The 16547-nt window shown below is 71.4% G+C and carries 14 protein-coding genes; 1 reads left to right on the top strand and 13 read right to left on the bottom strand.

All coding sequences use genetic code 11. The features are described from left to right. Positions 1-11 precede the first annotated feature (11 nt). From D1350_RS01675 to D1350_RS01660, 4 genes are all read right to left on the bottom strand, one after another. Positions 12-710 (bottom strand): hypothetical protein, encoded by a 699-nt coding sequence (locus D1350_RS01675; RefSeq protein ID WP_125773204.1) that lies wholly within the window; start codon positions 708-710, stop codon positions 12-14. 2 nt (positions 711-712) lie between these two features. Beyond that, on the bottom strand, positions 713-1627 hold the full coding sequence (locus D1350_RS01670; protein WP_125773202.1) for a carbohydrate ABC transporter permease: 915 nt from the start codon (positions 1625-1627) through the stop codon (positions 713-715). Beyond that, entirely contained in the window at positions 1624-2637 is a 1014-nt protein-coding gene (locus D1350_RS01665) for a carbohydrate ABC transporter permease (protein ID WP_240643814.1), read from the bottom strand. The genes D1350_RS01670 and D1350_RS01665 overlap by 4 nt, the downstream gene beginning before the upstream one ends. A 73-nt stretch (positions 2638-2710) precedes the next feature. Continuing rightward, the gene (locus tag D1350_RS01660; protein WP_125773200.1) at positions 2711-4036 is read right to left on the bottom strand and encodes an ABC transporter substrate-binding protein; all 1326 of its coding nucleotides are present in this window, start codon (positions 4034-4036) and stop codon (positions 2711-2713) included. Between the two features lie 173 nt (positions 4037-4209). Here D1350_RS01660 and D1350_RS01655 point away from each other — a divergent pair, with 173 nt between their 5' ends. Beyond that, positions 4210-4878, top strand: coding sequence for a DUF1961 family protein (locus D1350_RS01655; RefSeq protein ID WP_125773198.1), 669 nt, complete (start codon positions 4210-4212; stop codon positions 4876-4878). Here the strand turns inward: D1350_RS01655 and D1350_RS01650 are convergent. From D1350_RS01650 to D1350_RS01610, 9 genes are all read right to left on the bottom strand, one after another. After that, positions 4862-7561, bottom strand: coding sequence for an exo-rhamnogalacturonan lyase family protein (locus D1350_RS01650; RefSeq protein WP_125773196.1), 2700 nt, complete (start codon positions 7559-7561; stop codon positions 4862-4864). The two genes, D1350_RS01655 and D1350_RS01650, sit on opposite strands and share 17 nt — an antisense overlap. Positions 7562-7575: 14 nt before the next feature. Continuing rightward, positions 7576-8454 (bottom strand): carbohydrate ABC transporter permease, encoded by an 879-nt coding sequence (locus tag D1350_RS01645; RefSeq protein ID WP_125773194.1) that lies wholly within the window; start codon positions 8452-8454, stop codon positions 7576-7578. A gap of 7 nt (positions 8455-8461) precedes the next feature. Beyond that, positions 8462-9427, bottom strand: a complete 966-nt coding sequence (locus D1350_RS01640) for an ABC transporter permease (RefSeq protein ID WP_240643813.1) — start codon at positions 9425-9427, stop codon at positions 8462-8464. A 105-nt stretch (positions 9428-9532) separates the two neighbouring features. After that, positions 9533-11116, bottom strand: coding sequence for an extracellular solute-binding protein (locus D1350_RS01635; protein WP_206074383.1), 1584 nt, complete (start codon positions 11114-11116; stop codon positions 9533-9535). Between the two features lie 50 nt (positions 11117-11166). Continuing rightward, positions 11167-11868 carry a YesL family protein gene (locus D1350_RS01630; RefSeq protein ID WP_125773191.1) on the bottom strand — a complete coding sequence of 234 codons (702 nt, stop codon included), beginning with the start codon at positions 11866-11868 and terminating at the stop codon, positions 11167-11169. Positions 11869-12075: 207 nt separating this feature from the next. After that, positions 12076-13641: a mannitol dehydrogenase family protein gene (locus D1350_RS01625; RefSeq protein ID WP_125773189.1), complete on the bottom strand. Its 1566-nt coding sequence runs from the start codon at positions 13639-13641 to the stop codon at positions 12076-12078. After that, a complete protein-coding gene (locus D1350_RS01620; protein ID WP_125773188.1) occupies positions 13634-14491 on the bottom strand; it encodes an ABC transporter permease in 858 nt (285 codons plus the stop codon). Before D1350_RS01620 ends, D1350_RS01625 begins: the two co-directional genes overlap by 8 nt. Beyond that, a complete protein-coding gene (locus D1350_RS01615; protein WP_125773186.1) occupies positions 14491-15408 on the bottom strand; it encodes an ABC transporter permease in 918 nt (305 codons plus the stop codon). The genes D1350_RS01620 and D1350_RS01615 overlap by 1 nt, the downstream gene beginning before the upstream one ends. After that, positions 15405-16547 carry an ABC transporter ATP-binding protein gene (locus D1350_RS01610; RefSeq protein WP_125773184.1) on the bottom strand — a complete coding sequence of 381 codons (1143 nt, stop codon included), beginning with the start codon at positions 16545-16547 and terminating at the stop codon, positions 15405-15407. Before D1350_RS01610 ends, D1350_RS01615 begins: the two co-directional genes overlap by 4 nt.

Raw genomic sequence — 16547 nt, 5'->3', positions numbered from 1 at the left:
GGACGAGGGCACTACCTCGACGAGGGGGGCTCGCGGCGGCGGGCTTCCACGCCCACCACCGCGAGACAGAGCAGGCCGCCCACGATGATCGTGAACAGCCCGTACATCCATACGAGCACCGCGACCAGCCCGAGGGCGGTCACGAGCAGCGCCGACCCGGTCAGGTCGTCGCGGGTCGCGGCCCAGCCGGCCGCGAGGGCTCGCGTGCCGCGCGGCCTGCCGGGCCCGCCCGGTCCGCCGGGCTCGCCCGGTTCGCCGTCGGCCCGGGTCCAGGCCCCGGCCGCCCGCAGGTGGACGACGACGGCGGCCGCCCCCGCCACCCACGTCACCCAGCGGACGGCGTCGGCGCCGGGGAGGGCGCCCGTCGCGGTGAGCTCGGCGTTGGCGGCCACGACGAGGCCCGCGCCGACGAGCGTGAGCCCGGGCAGCCACAGGTCCCGCACGGCGGCCACCCACTCGTGCCCGAGCCGTCCGAACGTGGTGTCCCCGCCCGCGACATGGCGGCGGAGGTGGGCCACACCCACAGCGACAGACGGCACCGCGGTGATCACGAGCACGCTCCCGAGTGCGACAAGGACGCCGACCAGCAGCGTCTCGCCGAACAGCTCGAACGCCCGGTGGAACCCACCGGCGCGTGCCCGGGTGCGCCGGGCGGCCGGGCGGTCCCCGTCGCCCGGCGCGCCGCCGGTCCCCCTCGGGGCGCGTGCCACGCTCAGCCCTTCAGGCCCTGCGTCGCGACGCCGGCGATGATGTACCGCTGGAAGATCACGAAGAAGATCAGCACCGGCAGCAGCGAGAGCACCGCCATGGCCATCTGCGCGCCGTAGTCCGACGTGGTGGTCTGGTCCACGTACTGGCGCAGCGCGATCGGCAGCGGGTAGAGGTCGGGCCGCTTGAGGTACAGCAGCGGGCCCATGAAGTCGTTCCACGACCCGATGAAGGTGAAGATCGACGTGGTGATGATGGCCGGCCGCATGAGCGGCAGCATGATCGACACGAACGTCCGGCCGTGGCCGCAGCCGTCGATCCGGGCCGCCTCGTCCAGCTCGCGTGGGATGCCACGGATGAACTGGACCATGAGGAAGATGAAGAACGCCTCCGTGGCCAGGAACTTCCCGACCAGCAGCGGCAGGTAGGTGTTCACCATCCCGAGCTGGTTGAACAGGATGTACTGCGGGATGATCACGACGTGGAACGGCAGCAGGAGCGTGCCGATCATGATCGCGAACATGGCGTTCCGGCCGGGGAACGGGATGCGGGCGAAGGCGTAGGAGACCACCGTCGTGGAGACGACGGTGCCCACCACCGACAGGACCGCGAGCAGCACCGAGTTCCCGAAGAACGTCGAGAACTCCACGCCGCCGATGCCGCCGAACGCCTTGACGTAGTTCTCCAGCGTCCAGGTCTCGGGGAGCAGGCTGGTGTTGCCGACGATGTCGTTGGACGGCTTGAGCGACGACATGACCATCCACGCGGCCGGGTACAGCACCACGATGGACGCGGCCACGGCCGCGAGGTGGAAGATCACCGACTTCACGCTGCGCCGCGTCTGCGCCTGTGCTCGGCGACGGCCGGCGCCGCCGACGTCGGGACGGGTGGAGGCGACGGCCTCGGCGACTGTGCTCATTTCTCGTCTCCCGTGTAGTGGACCCAGCTCCGGGACGTGCGGAACAGCACCGCCGTGAGCAGGCCGACCACCACCACCAGGACCCAGGCCATCGCCGAGGCGTAGCCCATCCGGAAGTCCTGGAAGCCGCGGATGTACAGGTACAGCGTGTAGAAGAGGGTGGACCCTGCCGGGCCACCGGTGCCGCCGGAGATGATGAACGCGGAGCTGAACACCTGGAAGGCGTTGATCGTCTCCATCAGCAGGTTGAAGAAGACCACCGGCGAGAGCATCGGCACGGTGATGTTCCAGAACTTGCGGAGCCGGCCGGCGCCGTCGCAGTCCGCGGCCTCGTACAGCTCGGCCGGGATCTGCTTGAGGCCCGCCAGGAAGATGACCGTCGGGGCGCCGAACGTCCACACCGCGAGCAGGATCATCATCGGCATGGTCATGCCGGGGTCGCCCACCCAGCCGCCGGCGGGGAAGCCGAGACCCGTCTGGATCTTGTCGACGATGCCGTCGTCGATGAACATCGCCTTCCAGACGATGGCGATCGAGACGCTCGCGCCGATCAGCGAGGGCACGTAGAAGATCGAGCGGTAGCTGCCCTGCCCACGGTGCTTCATGTTGAGCAGGAGCGCGGCGCCCAGGGACGCGGCCAGCTTGATCGGCGTGCCGATGAAGACGTAGATCGCCGTCACCTGGGCCGACTGCAGGAACCGCGGGTCCTGGAAGAGCTTGACGAAGTTCTCCATCCCGACCCACTGCGGGTCGCGGAAGAGGTTGTAGTCCGTGAACGCCAGGTAGAGCGAGGCGAGCATGGGGAACGCCGTCAGGAGCACGAAGCCGATGAGCCAGGGCGAGACGAACGCGAAGCCTGCCCGGACGTCCGCGGGGCTGTACCGCGCCTTCCGGCGCCGCGGGGCGGGCACCTGGATGGCGGGACCCTCGCCGTCGCCGTCCGGCCCGAGGACGTGCTGAAAGGGCGTTGTGGGAGGCGGGCCAGCGGGCACCGCACCGGTCATGGGCATGAGTTGGGACCTCCGGGGGGCGGCGGCCCCGCGCGTGGCGCGGGGCCGCCGTCGGTACGTCAGGACGAGAGCGTCACGGCTGCGGGATGGTCTCCGCCGCGTTGGCGAACCACTGCTCGGCGAACTCGTCGACGGTGATGTTGCCGTAGCCGAGCTCCTCGGAAAGTCGCAGGTACTCGCCCTCGATCGCGCCGAAGCCCTCGACGGGCAGCGGGGCGGGCTCGGTCACGAGCTCCGCGACGGACTCCTCGTACGCGAGGACGCGCTCGTCGATGGAGCCGGCCTCGACGTCCATCGCGTCACGCTGGGCGGCGACGGCCGGGACACCCTTGGAGGTGCCGAAGATGCGACCCACCTCGGGCTCGTTGACCAGGAAGTCGATGAGCGCGGCGGAGGCAGCAGCCTCCTTGGTGTTGGCCGACGCCGACAGCAGCATCGACGGCTTCCAGAACTGCTTCGAGCCGTCCGGGCCCGCGGGGACCGGGAGCATCTGGATGTTGTCGGTGCCCGAGTCGGCGACGTAGCCGGCCAGGAAGTTGTCCCAGCTGATCTCGGACGCGGACTCGTTGACCGTGAAGCCGCCCAGGGGTGCGAGCTGGACCGCGCGCTCCGTCGGGAAGAAGGCGCCGGCCTCGCGCAGCTCGGAGCCGCTCTCCAGCCACTCCTTCAGGTCGGCCTCGTCGAAGCCGAGCTGGCCGTCAGCGGTGAACGGCTCCTTGCCCTGCTGGATCAGGTTCTGGAGGAAGAACCAGAACGTGCCGGTGTAGTCGCCGGTGCCGTAGATGGCCGGGTCCTTGCCCTTGCCCGCCTCGTGCACCTCGGCGGCCCACTCCGCGTAGTCCTCCCACGTGTAGCCCTCGGCCGGCGGCTCGACGCCGAGGCCGTCGAGGACGTCACCGTTGTAGAAGAGGGCGAGCGTGTTGGTGCTCGTGGGGATGCCGAACTGGGCACCCTCGATCGCACCGGCGCTCAGCAGCGACTCGTCGTAGCCGTCGGTGTTGAGGTTGGTGCCGACCTGCTCGGTCAGGTCGAGGAGCTGGCCGTTGTTGGCGTACTGCCGCAGGTACGACAGGTCCATCTGGATGACGTCCGGGAGGGCACCGCCGGCGGCCTCGGTGTTGCGGGCCGTCCAGTAGTCGGGGAACGCCTGGAACTGGGTCTGGACCGTGATGTTCGGGTACTTCTCCTCGAACAGGTCCACGGCCTCCTCGTACTTGGCGGCGCGGTCGTCATTGCCCCACCAGGCCAGGGACAGCGTGATGTCCCGGTCCGTGGGCACCGGCTCGACAGCGGCGTCGCCGCCGCCGTCCGTGGCGGTACCGCCAGAGCACGCGGCGAGCGCGAGCGCGGCAACTGCGGCCACGCCCACTCCACCGATCGTTCTGCGCGCGATCCTCATGTGAGCCTCCTTGCTCGGCCGGCGTCTGCTTCGACGCCGCTGCTGCGGTTTTCTCGCGTCTCCGGCGGCTTGCCGGGCGACTGAAACGATACAATACGCCAAGAGGGAGTCTTGTAAAGAGGCAAGGGCCGGTAGCCTATGTAACGATTCAATCGCGACGACGGAGAACGACGATGACCTCCGAGCCCATCCTGTACCGCAATCCCCTCGCTACCCTCGCGGACCTGCAGGGATTCGTCCTGGAGGGTGATGGTGCGCTCACGTTCCCCCGCGGCAGGCTCCGGCTGGAGAGTACCCGGCCGCCGTCCGACGAGCAGGCGGCGAACATCGTCCTGTGGTGCCCCGAGGACCTCCCCGCGGACGTCGAGATCTCCTGGAGCTTCTGGCCCGTGCACGAGCCCGGGCTGTGCATCCTCTTCTTCCATGCCCGCGGCCACGGGGGCCGCGACGTGCTCGATCCGGCGCTCGCCCCACGCACCGGCCCGTACGACCAGTACCACCACGGCGACCTCGACACCTACCACCTCTCGTACTTCCGCCGCAGGTGGGAGAGCGAGCGCCGGTTCCACACCTGCAACCTGCGCAAGTCGCACGGCTTCCACCTGGTCGCCCAGGGTGCCGACCCGATCCCCCCGGTGCTCGACGCCCGCGGCCCCTACCGTCTGACGCTGCGCGTCCTGGCCGGCACGGTGACCTTCGCGGTGGACGGCCTCCAGTGCCTGACCTGGCACGACGACGGCTCGGTGGGCGGCCCGCCCCTCCGCGGCGGCAAGCTCGGTCTTCGCCAGATGGCGCCGATGATCGGCGAGTACGCGGACCTCGAGGTCAGGCTCCCCCGGTGACCCCGGCCGACGGCGGCGCGCCCAGCAGCTCCAGCAGCTGGATCGCCGCCAGGCCGTACTGGGCGGCGTCGTTGGTCGACACGTACGCCGCCTCGTCCACCGGGGCCAGCACCGTGGGCCCGTCGACCCGCGTCACCCGCCACTCGGCCTCGCGCTGCAGCGCGTTCACGTTGAGCTGGTCCCCCTCGTCCTGCCGGAACGCCCGCCACGCCCGGTCCGCGAGCCGGTCCGCGAGCGCCGGGTCGGTCCCCCGGACGCGGGCGGCGGCCCAGGCGGTGAGGCGGCTGTGCGCCTGCACCAGGGAGATGCCGCGCAGGGGTGCCCCGACGGCGGCGGCCTGCTCGTCCGGCGTGGCCCCGTAGAGGAGGCAGTACCGCAGCCAGGCGTCGGCGAAGCCGGGCACCTCGTGCGGCGAGCCTTCGGTGAGGGTGATCAGCTCGTCGCAGATCTCGACGAGCCCGAACACGGCCGACAGGTGCGACACCATCACCCGGTCGCGCGTGGTGTCGAGCTCCCCGGTGGCGAGGTCCATCAGCGCCTCGCCGGTGAGGAAGCCCTGGGGGAGGGCGGCGATGCCGCGCATCGTGGCGAGGAGCTTGTCGCGGGCGACCGTGTCGCCGTGCCGTTCCCAGCGGGTGAGCCAGGCGGCGGCGAGCGCCCCCCAGTCGGTGCCGAGGCCCACGGCCAGGGCGGACGGGTCGGGGGCGTAGACGTCGGTCCGGACCTTCCGCGTGGCGTCCACCTGCAGGAGGGCCTGCTCGCACGTGGCGAGCTCGTCGAGGAGCTCGCCCGCACGCTCGTCGGCGGTCAGGTAGTGGAGGAAGCGCCGGTAGGCGGCGTTGGAGATGCGGAGCTGCTTGGCGGAGCAGCCCCAGTGCTGCACGTTGTGGCGGCTGCCGAGCCCGGCCCAGGGGCCCTGGTGGTAGACGTCGACCTCTCCGGTGTGGCGGGTCATCGCCTCGGCGAGGCGGAACAGGTCGGCCCTGCCGCTGCGGAGGTAGGCGTACCAGAGCCAGAGGTCGGGCGAGAGCTCGGAGTTGTCCCAGGCGTACCCACCGACGTCGTACCGCCACTGGTGCCGGTCGGCGTCGTAGGCGTGCATGACGTCGCCGTAGTCCCAGAAGCCGTACCACCGGCGCTGCTCGCGCTGCCCGGCGAAGTAGGCGGCGAGGAAGTCGAGCCGGTCCTCGACCTCGGCCGCCTCAGGCACGGACCGGTCGGGGAGCGACCAGCTGCCGAGCACGCCGGCGGCGTGCAGGTGCTCGGGCGCGGCCTGGAGCAGGGCGGGGTCGTGCAGGGCGGCGACGTGCTCGCTCAGCACGCTGCCCGACGGCGTCGCACCGTACGCGCGCAGCACCAGCTCGTGCGTGCGGGCGATCCCGTGGGGCTCGGCGAAGCCGTCCTCGTGGTCCTCGTAGGTGATCTCGAGCGCGTCGAGCTGGTCGGCGTAGGTGTGCTGGCCGAGCCCGTCGTGGTAGGGGCGCAGGTCCATGGCGGGAGCGGTCGGCGACCACAGCCAGCAGGTGACGGTCCCGGTGCCCGACGCCGCGTCGCGCACGTCGAGCCGGACCGGGTGCTGCTGCCAGAAGTCGCGCAGCCCGAGGCCGACTCCCCCGCCGGCGCCGCCGAGGTAGGCGTACCCCGCCGACCGGTCGGCTCCGGGGATCGTCACCCACGACTGCCCCGGCGCGGTCCGCTTGCGGAGGGTGAACCCGTCGGGCGAGAGCTGGTCGAGGGTCCAGTCGTTCCAGCACGGGACCCAGTGCGCCCGGTCGCGGACCGCTGGCGCCCACTCCTCGACGGGACCGGCCGGTCGGCCGTCGACCTGCGCCGCCCGGAACCGCTCGCCGGGGTCGCGGCGCAGGCCGGTCAGCCCGCGGACCGCCTCCGTGAGGAAGCCCGAGAAGCCGTCCGGCTGCTGCGGCCCGGCGATCCGCACGTGCCGGTCGTGCGGCTCGTCGGGGAGCGGCACGCGGGCCTCGAGGCCCAGGCCCGCGAGGAAGTCCTGGGACATGTCCCCGTCCCACACGACGGCGTGCTGGACCCTCAGGTCGGTGGACCCCGCGTAGGCGACGAGCCGGACGGTGAAGGGGAGCCAGGCGGCTGACCCGGCCCGGTGCCGCCCCGACACCCGCACCACCGCGCGGACCGGCCCGCGCTGCTCCACCACCACCTCCTCCACGACGCCGGTGCGGCGAGCACGAGCGGGGCGGGAGTCGTCGGTGTCGGGGCCGTCCTGGTGGAGGGACACCAGCCGGGCGCCGTCGAGCACCACCCGCTCGGCACCGTCCACGCGCACGGTGCCTCGCGCGACGAGCAGGTCGCCGGAGCGGGGCACCAGCCAGGTCGCGGCGCCGGTGTCGACGAGCACGCCGTCGGCCCGCTCCACGACGCTCACCTCGGGCCCGTCCATCTCCGCCTCCGCCACGCCCGCCTCCGCTGTGGGTACGGGGCGCACCACCATCGCGGGGGCGGCGTCCGGTGGCAGGGCGGGTACCGCGTGCCCCGACCACTTGACGCTGCCGTCGGGCCATCGGGCCAGCGCCCACGACTGCAGGACGGCCCCGGGCGCACCAGCCAGGGCGAGCGCGGCGACGTCGGGCACCTGGCCGCGAGGCCAGGGCATGCCCCAGGTGACGCCCTGGTCGCGGTGCCGGGTGAGCCAGTGCAGCGGGACGGTCATTCCGGGTCCTCTCGTCATCCCTTCACCGAGCCGATGAGGATGCCCTTGGCGAAGTGCTTCTGCAGGAACGGGTACACGATCAGGATCGGGATGGTGGCCACCACGATCGTGGCGAACTTCAGCCCCTGCTCCGGCGGGATGTAGTTGGGGTCGAGCTGGCCGAGGGTGTTCGCCAGGTCGGACGAGACGGTGACCTGGCGCACGAACATCTGGAGGGTCCACTTGTCGGGGTCGCTGAGGTAGAGCAGGGGCGACATGAAGTCGTTCCAGATCGCGACCGCGTAGAACAGGGCGAACGTCGCGAGGATCGGCTTGGACAGGGGCAGCACGATCCGGAAGAAGACGCCGATCTCGCTGCAGCCGTCGATCCGTGCCGCCTCCTGCAGCTCCTCGGGAAGCTCCTGGAAGAAGTTCTTCACGATGATCAGGTAGAAGGGGTTGATCGCGAGCGGCAGGATCAGCGCCCAGTACGAGTCGAGCAGGCCGAGCTCCCGCACCACCAGGAACGTGGGGATCATCCCGCCGCCGAACACCATGGTGAAGACCACCAGGTTGAGGATCAGGACGCGGCCCGGCAGGCTCCGCCGCGACAGCGGGTACGCCATGGTGAACGTGGCCATGACCTGCACAAGGACGCCCACCAGGGTGACGCAGACGGTGACGACGAGCGACCGCACGAACGTGTCCGTCGAGAAGATGTAGTCGTACGCGCCGGCCACGACCTCGCGCGGCCAGAGGAAGAAGGACCGCGTGGCGATCTCCGCCTCGCCCGCCAGGGAGCCCGCCACCACGTAGACGAACGGCAGCAGGGTGATCGCCGCGAGCGCCACGAGCACGGCGACGTTGACGGCGTCGAAGACCCGTCCGGCCGGGGTGTTGTTCTTGACTGCCATGACGCTCCTAGAACAGACCGTTCTGGCTGAAGCGCTTGGCGAGCCAGTTCGAGCCGAAGATGAGGACGATGCCGACGAGGGCCTTGAAGAGGCCGATGGCCGTGGAGTACGAGTACGCCCCCTGCGTGATGCCGGTGAAGTAGACGTAGGTGTCGAACACGTCGGCGACCTCGCGGTTGAGCGAGTTGGTCATGAGGTAGATCTGCTCGAAACCGGTGTCGAGCAGGTTGCCGCTCAGGAGGATCGCCATCACGACGATGGTGCTGCGGATCGCCGGGAGCGTGATGTGCCAGAGCTGCTGCCACCGGTTCGCGCCGTCGATGCGGGCGGCCTCGTAGAGGTGCTGGTCCACGCCGGCCAGCGCGGCGAGGTAGATGATCGTGCCCCACCCGGTGGACTTCCACAGGGTCTGCAGGATGATCACCGGCCGGAACCACTCGGGTGCCGTGAGGAACTGCGGGTCCTGCCCGAAGGCGCTCGTCGCGAGCTGCGTCACGGCGCCGTCGCCCAGGGCGAAGAGCAGGTAGGTGAGCGACGCGACGATGGTCCAGGACAGGAAGTGCGGGATGTAGATGGCCGTCTGCACGAACTTTTTGAGCAGCCCGACGCGCAGCTCGTTGAGGAGCAGCGCGACGGCGATGGGCGCGGGGAACACGAACACGACGTTGAGCAGCGCCAGCACGAGCGTGTTGCCCAGGATCCGCGGGAACTCGGGGCTCGTGAACAGCCGGTCGAAGTGCTTGAGGCCCACCCACGGGCTGTCCGCGAAGCCGAGGACCGGCAGGTAGTCCTGGAACGCGATGGTGACCCCGTACATGGGCCAGTACTTGAACAGCGCGAAGTAGGCGATGCCGGGGACGAGCAGCAGGAAGAGCCAGCGGTGGCGGGCGAGCCGGGTGAGCAGCGGGACGCGGCGGCTCGGCGGCGGGGCCGCCTGCGGGACGGCCTGCGGGACGGCGGTGGTGGTGGTCACGGGTGTCTCCAACGGTTCCGGGTGCTCGCGCTGCCCGACGGCGCCCGGCCGCGCCCTCCGTACGGAAGGCGGGGCCGGACGTCGTCGGGCAGCGCGGGCGGGAGGTCAGCCGAGGCCGGCGTAGAGCTCGTTCATCTCGGTGACGATCTCGTCGCCGCCCTCGTCGAACCAGCGCTGGACCTCGGCCCGGAAGCCCGCCTCGTCAAGCTGGCCCGCGTAGTACTTGATGCGGGCGTCGGCGACGATCTGGTCGAGCGTGGCGCCGCGCTCGACCTGCGTCGGCGAGACCAGGGGCAGGGTCGGGTTGGCGACCACCGTCTCCGAGTCGCGGGTGTGGATCTCCTGGCGGTGGTTCCACAGCTCGAGCTCCGGGTCGCCGGCGGGCAGGGCCGTGTACGCCTGGTAGCCGTTCGTGTTGGTGCCGAGCTGCGCGAACGCGCGGATGTCGGCGTTGAGGAGCTCGATCTCCGGGTCCTCCTCGTCGAGGCCGCGGGCGAAGCCGTCGACCACCTCGAAGTTGCGGCCCTCGATGCCGTTGTTGAGGAGGATCTGCCCCTCCTCGCTCGACATCGTGTCGAGGACGGTGAGGACCTCGGCGAGCATCTCCTCCGTCGGGACCGACGACTTCGGGATCGCGAGGAACCCGTTGAAGCCGGGCGTCGGGTAGGAGTGCCGGTCGCCGTCGGGGCCGACGAGGTTGCCCTCCATCGTCACGTAGTCGCCGTAGCCCTCGGGGTCCTGCTCCTTGAAGAGCCCCATCAGGACGCCCGCGCGGGACGACACGTCGATGATGATGCCGCCCTTGCCCTGGACGAACGGGTCGTTCCAGGTGCCCGAGTCGAGGGTCGCGTAGTCGGGGTTGACGATGCCCTCGTCCACCATCTTCTTGACGTAGGCGTTCGCCTCGAAGAACTCCTCGGTGGCGAAGCCCGGCACCAGCTCGCCGTCGACCTCTCCCCAGGCGTTCGGCGCGCCGAACCACGTCTCGATCACGTCGTACGGGGCGGAGGTGCCGTACGAACCCGGCCACTTCGGCACGACGATGCCGTACGTGTCGTCCTGGCCGTTGCCGTCGGGGTCCTGCTCGCTGAACGCCTTCGCCACCTCGTAGAGCTCGTCGGTGGTGGTGGGCGCGTCGAGGCCGAGCGCGTCCAGCCAGTCCTTGCGGAGCACCACCGCGGTGCGCATCGCGTCGCGGAGGCGGAAGACGCCGTAGACGGTGCCGTTCACCGACGCGTTGAGCTGGATCGTCTCGGTGTCGATCGGCACACCCGAGCGCTGGTCGGCCGCGGGGTTCGCCGTCAGGTTCGGGTAGTCGCCCAGCTTGTCGGTGAGGTCCCAGAACGCGCCCGCCTCGGCGGACTGCACGAACGCCGGCGTCTTGCCCTGGACCACCATGACGTGCGGCAGCTGGTCGGACGCGAGCGTGACGGTGGTCTTGTCGCCGTACTCGGCGTTGGGGACCCAGGTGATGTCGAGGTCCTTGCCGATCAGCTCCTCGACTGCGGTCTGCAGCTCCCCCTCCGGGTCCGGCGCCTGCGTCTCCAGCAGCGGCGCCATGACCGTGAGGGTGGTGAGCGACGCGGCCTCCGGCTCGTCGGGGCCGCAGGCGGCGGTGAGCAGCACCGCGCCGGCCGCGGCGGCTGCAGCGAGCGCCCTGCCGGTGCGGGCGGATGACTTCGTCGTCATTCGTCGTCCTTTCAGTTCACCACGCCTCGGGACGGCGCGGTCGGTGGGGCCTACCGGATGCGCAAGGGCTCGGCGGGCAGGGTGGGGGCGCCGCGGTCCGGCGGGCCGGACCGGTCGGCGGGGGCCTCGGCGTCCGCGCGGATGGCGGCGAGCCGGTCCTCGTTCTCCGCGAAGAAGCGGAGGCACAGCCAGGTGCTCGCGTGCCACCAGGCGCCCAGACCGACGAGCGCCAGCACCGGGACCACGGCGCACGCCACGGCGAGGACCAGCCCGGTGAAGAGCAGCACCACCGTGGAGCCGGGCCGCGCGAGGGCCAGGCGGGAGGCCATGGGCAGGAACCGGCGGAGCGGCAGGTCGTAGTGGAGGTAGAGCGCGGGGGCCCAGGCGCCGATCCCGGCGGCGGCCACGAAGGCCGCGAGGGTGGCGAGCCGGGCGGCTGACGCGTCCGGGCCGAGCGCCGACAGGGTCGCGTAGTTGCCCCACAGCACCGCCGGGACGGCGAGGGCGGGGAGCACCGCCGGCTGGGAGCGCCACAGCTCGGCACGCCAGGTGCGGGCCGCGTCACGCCACGGGTGCACGACGTCGCCGCGCTCGCGCCGGCGGACGAGGCCGACCACGGCGACGGAGGCGGGTGCCGCTCCGAGCACCACCGCGCCGGCCAGGGTGAACGTCACCCAGACGAGCGTGAGGACGACGCACCACACGAGCACGTCCGCTGCGTCGTACAGCAGGCGGGTGCCGGTTCGGAGCATCGTCGCTGCCTTCCCTGGACGTCGGTGTCTGCGGGGCGACAAGTTCGACTCATCGCATTGAAACGTTATAAGGGACAAGACATGACGATGTCCAGAGTTTCACCCGACCAGTTTTCTCACGATGGAGGGCACACACCCCCCGGAGTTGCCAGAAGCTCCCCGGTCTCTTGACCGGGGAGTTTCTGACAACTCGGGAGTGGGCGGTGCTCAGCTCACCGGGACGCGCGCGTCCACCACGGCACCCAGCAGCGCCTCGTGCCCCACGGCGACGTCGGGCAGCAGCCCCGGCACCCCGAGCAGCCCACGGACCGTCGCCTCCCGGTCCCCGCCGGCCCCGTGCACCACCTCGGCCAGCTCGGCCGCGCGCGGGTCGTCCACCACCTCGCCCGCCATGACCCTGCGCCGCACGAACTCGGCCCACGCCGCGAGCCCGAGCACGAGCCCGCCGGGCACGCGCCCCGCCGAGAGCGAGTCGCCGAGCACCCCGCCCCAGCGGAACGGGATCTTCTGCGTGCCGTCCATGGCCACCTGGATCGTCGTGTGCCCGGTGTGCGGGTTGGCGAAGCGGTGGAGGATCTCCTCGCCGTAGGACCGCAGGTCGAACGGCGCGTCGAGCGTCGGCAGGGCGTCGTCGAACAGGTACTCGCGCGCGGCCTCGGCGATCGCCGGGTCGCCCACCGCCTCCGCGATCGTGGCGTGCCCCGCCAGCCAGCCGCTGTACGCGACCAGCGAGTGCGTCCCGTTCAGCAGCCGCAGCTTGGCCTGCTCGTACGGCGCCACGTCCGCGGTCAGCGTCGCGCCCGCCGCCTCCCACGGCGGCCGGGGCCCGGCGAACCGGTCCTCGATCACCCACTGGGTGAACGGCTCGCCCACCACGAGCCCCTCGTCGCGCACCCCCAGCGCGGCCTCGACCGCGTCACGCTGCGCGGGAGTGGTCGCCGGGACGATCCGGTCCACCATCGAGCACGGGAACGTCACCGCCGCGTCCAGGTACGCCCGGAGCGCGGCGCCCTCCGCCCCGGGGAGCGCGGCGTCGACGGCCTCGCGCACGAGGCGCTCCAGAACCCGCCCGTTGTCGACCATGTTGTCGCAGGTCAGGACGGTCAGGGGCAGGTCGCCCGAGACCCGCCGCCGCACCGCCAGCCCCCGCACCAGAATCCCGATGGCCGACGACGCCGCCCCCGGCTCCGCCGCGCCGAGAACAACCTTCTGCTCGGAACTCGTGGCCGTTGCCTGCTCAGGGTTGTTCTCGTCGCTCCCGACCGCCAGCTCCTCGGCCCGGAGCGCCTCGAGGTCCGGGCGCACCCGGTCGACGTCGAGCCCGCCGTCGGGCCGCCGGGCGTAGCCCTTCTCCGTGATGGTGAGCGTGACCACGTGCGTGGTGGGCGCCGCGAGCGCCGCGAGCACGCGCGGCGTCTCCTCGGCGGGGTAGGCCACGTCGACGACGGCGCCCACGAGCTCGAGGCTCAGCCCGTCGCCGAGCGCGGCCGACCCGTCGCCCGACGACGACCCGCCGCCCGCCGCCCCTGCCGTCAGCACCGCGTACACGCCGTCCTGCGGCCGGAGCTGGTCGCGCACGCCCGCGGACCGCTGGGTGACCCCGAGGATCCCCCACCGGAGGTCGCCGCTGAGCGCCATGGCCCGGTCGGTGAAGACGGCCTGGTGGGCGCGGTGGAACGCCCCGATGCCGAGGTGGACCACGCCCACGTCGGTGGGCGACACGGGCTGGGGCAGTCCGGCGGGCGGTGCGGAACGGTGGAGGCGATCAGTCATCTCTTGCTTCCTTGACCTGGGCGACGAGCTGGGTGGGATTGACGAACCGGAGCGCCACGATGAGCATCACGAGCATCGTGGTGGTGTACATGACGGCCATGGCCGACACGAGCTGACGGGCCTCGCCGCCGCCGGCGGAGGTCATGGCGCGGTAGATCGCGACCACGAGCGTGTCGGACTGTGGTCCCGAGACGAGGAACGTCAGCTCGAACATGCCGACCGTGCGGACGAGCACGAGGATCGACGCGGCGAGGATGCCGGGCACGAGCAGCGGTCCGAGGACCCGGAGGAAGACCTGGCGCATGGAGGCGCCGCACATCCGGGCCGCGTGCTCGATGGACGGGTTGATCTGCTCGATGAACGGGGTCATCGTCATGATCACGAACGGGATGGACGGCACGAGGTTCACGAGCACCACCGCCACCACGGACCGGCCGAGCCCGAAGGCGTACATGACGGTGGCGAGCGGGATGCCGTAGGTGATGGGCGGCATGAGGATGGGCAGGAGGAACAGCAGGTTCACGAACCGCTTGCCCGGGAAGTTGCGCCGTGCGAGCAGGTAGGCGGCGGGGACGCCGACCAGCACGGAGATCACGACCACCGCGAGGGCGACGCCCACGGTCACGCCGATGACATGGCCCAGGGAGAACCGCTCCCAGGACGACGCGTACCAGTCCGTCGTGGCCTCGAGCGGGAGCCAGGTGGCGAACCACTGGCGGCCGAAGGAGTCCACCACCACGGAGACGAGGAGCCCGAGGAGGAAGACCAGGAAGGCGGCCATCCCCGCCCAGACCAGCCAGGTGGACGGTGACGCGGCGAGCGGCTTCTCGCCGGGTGCGGTGGCGGCCATCAGCCCTTCCCTCCGGTCGAGCCCTTGTACAGGAGCGAGCGCCACAACAGGACGAGCGCCACGACGCCGAGCTCGATCACGCCCATCATCAGCGCGATCGTGGACGCCATCTGGTAGTCGTTCTGCTCGCCGAACGCGCGGAACGCCATGAGCGACATGACCCGGGTCTCGCCCATCGCGTCGCCCACCAGGCGGGCGGACGGGAACACGGAGAACGCGAGCACGAACGTGAGGATGAACGTGGTGGCGAGGCCGGGGGCGAGGAGCGGGAGGGTCACGCGCCGGAACCGCTGCCACCAGCCGGCGCCGAGGGTGCGCGCGGCGGCGTCGAGCGACGGGTCGATCCCGGAGAGGTACGACGAGATCAGCAGGAACGCGAACGGGAACCCGGTGATGATCAGCGAGAACATCACGCCGGTGTAGTTGTTGACGAGGCGCAGCGGCTCGTCCACGATCCCCGCCTCGAGCAGGAACCGGTTGAGCCAGCCCTGGCGCCCGGCGAAGATCAGCAGGCCCTGCGCGGTGAGGACCGTGCCCAGGGTGATGGGCAGCACGAGGATCGACGTGACGAGCCGCTTGCCCCGGAACTTCCGGCGCAGCACCAGGGCGACGGGCACCGACGCGAGCACGTTGAACAGCGCGGCGGGCAGGGCGAGCCGCATCGTGATCCCGACGGAGTCGAACACGAACGGGTCGCTGAAGAACGCCACGTAGTTGGCGAGCACCCCGCCGCCCCAGCGCTCCTGCACCAGGGCGGACGGCTGGAACGTGAGGCCGATCCCGTAGCTGAACGGGTAGACGAACAGCCCGACGATGAGCAGCAGGGCGGGCAGCAGGAACAGCAGGGAGACGTCGACGCCACGCTCCGCGAGGCGGTGGCGCAGGCTCGCGGTGCTCCGGGAGCCGACGGCGGTCATATCGCCACCGCCTGCTCGCTCGCCCCGGTCCCCGCCCCGGTGGTGGCGAGCGCCGGCTCGGGCGACTCGGGGAACACGAGGACGCGCTGCGCCCGGGCCGTGAGCGTGACGGTGGCCCCGACGGCCGGGGCCTTCGGCGCCCGGAGGTGCAGGAGGGTGCCGTCGGGCGCCTGGACGCTCACCGCGAGCTCGCGCCCGTGGTACTCGACCACGGACACGGTGCCGGTCAGGGAGTTGCCGTCGACGACGTCGCCGGCCTCCACCACGGAGAGGTCGTCGGGCCGCACGGCGACCCGCGCACGGTCCCCCGCGGCGACCGTGCCGACGACCCGCCCGGTGAGCCGCACCCCGCCGACGGCGACGGTGGCCTCGCCGGCGGTCACGGACACCACCTCGGCGGGGAGGATGTTGCGGTAGCCCATGAAGTCGGCCACGTACCAGCTCGCCGGCGCCTCGTAGAGCGCGTCCGGCGTGCCCACCTGCTGCACGCGGCCGTCGCGCAGCACCACGAGGCGATCGGCGAGGGAGAGCGCCTCCTCCTGGTCGTGCGTGACGTAGACGGTGGTGAGCCCCAGCGACTGGTGCAGGCGCCGGATCTCGGTGCGCATGTCGAGCCGCAGCTTGGCGTCGAGGTTGGAGAGCGGCTCGTCCATCAGCACGAGGGACGGGCGCAGCACCACCGCGCGGGCGATGGCCACACGCTGCTGCTGGCCTCCGGAGAGCTGGCCGGGCAGCTTCTTCGCGTGCTCCTCGAGCTTCACGAGGGCGATCGCCTCGCGCACCCGCTGCGCGACCTCCGCCCGCGGCAGGCGCCGCATCTGCAGCCCGAACGCGACGTTGCGCTCCACCGTGAGGTGCGGGAACAGGGCGTAGCTCTGGAACACCATGCCGAAGCCGCGCTTCTCGCTCGGCAGGGTGTCCACCCGCCGCCCGTCCATGAGGATCTCGCCGTGGGTGAGGGGCAGGAGCCCGGCCAGGCAGTTGAGCGCCGTCGACTTGCCGCAGCCCGACGGCCCGAGCAGGGCGATGAACTCGCCCGCCCGGACCGTCAGGTCGAGGCCGGACAGCGCGTCCTGGCCGCCGAAGCTACGCCCGACGTTCCTCAGCTCCAGCGACTCGAAACGGTCCGCCGTGATCAT

Origin of the sequence: Antribacter gilvus, from assembly GCF_003946865.1 — a bacterium.
In the GTDB taxonomy this organism is placed as follows: Bacteria; Actinomycetota; Actinomycetes; order Actinomycetales; family Cellulomonadaceae; genus Antribacter; species Antribacter gilvus.
Note: the sequence above shows the minus strand (reverse complement) of the source record. Positions and strands in the feature narration are given on the sequence as shown.

Coding starts and splice junctions, on each gene's coding strand:
- D1350_RS01610 (WP_125773184.1), bottom strand. CDS start 16,547: ATGATCACGGCGGACCGTTTCGAGTCGCTGGAGCTGAGGAACGTCGGG.
- D1350_RS01665 (WP_240643814.1), bottom strand. CDS start 2,637: ATGCCCATGACCGGTGCGGTGCCCGCTGGCCCGCCTCCCACAACGCCC.
- D1350_RS01615 (WP_125773186.1), bottom strand. CDS start 15,408: ATGACCGCCGTCGGCTCCCGGAGCACCGCGAGCCTGCGCCACCGCCTC.
- D1350_RS01620 (WP_125773188.1), bottom strand. CDS start 14,491: ATGGCCGCCACCGCACCCGGCGAGAAGCCGCTCGCCGCGTCACCGTCC.
- D1350_RS01625 (WP_125773189.1), bottom strand. CDS start 13,641: ATGACTGATCGCCTCCACCGTTCCGCACCGCCCGCCGGACTGCCCCAG.
- D1350_RS01670 (WP_125773202.1), bottom strand. CDS start 1,627: ATGAGCACAGTCGCCGAGGCCGTCGCCTCCACCCGTCCCGACGTCGGC.
- D1350_RS01630 (WP_125773191.1), bottom strand. CDS start 11,868: ATGCTCCGAACCGGCACCCGCCTGCTGTACGACGCAGCGGACGTGCTC.
- D1350_RS01635 (WP_206074383.1), bottom strand. CDS start 11,116: ATGACGACGAAGTCATCCGCCCGCACCGGCAGGGCGCTCGCTGCAGCC.
- D1350_RS01645 (WP_125773194.1), bottom strand. CDS start 8,454: ATGGCAGTCAAGAACAACACCCCGGCCGGACGGGTCTTCGACGCCGTC.
- D1350_RS01655 (WP_125773198.1), top strand. CDS start 4,210: ATGACCTCCGAGCCCATCCTGTACCGCAATCCCCTCGCTACCCTCGCG.
- D1350_RS01660 (WP_125773200.1), bottom strand. CDS start 4,036: ATGAGGATCGCGCGCAGAACGATCGGTGGAGTGGGCGTGGCCGCAGTT.
- D1350_RS01650 (WP_125773196.1), bottom strand. CDS start 7,561: ATGACCGTCCCGCTGCACTGGCTCACCCGGCACCGCGACCAGGGCGTC.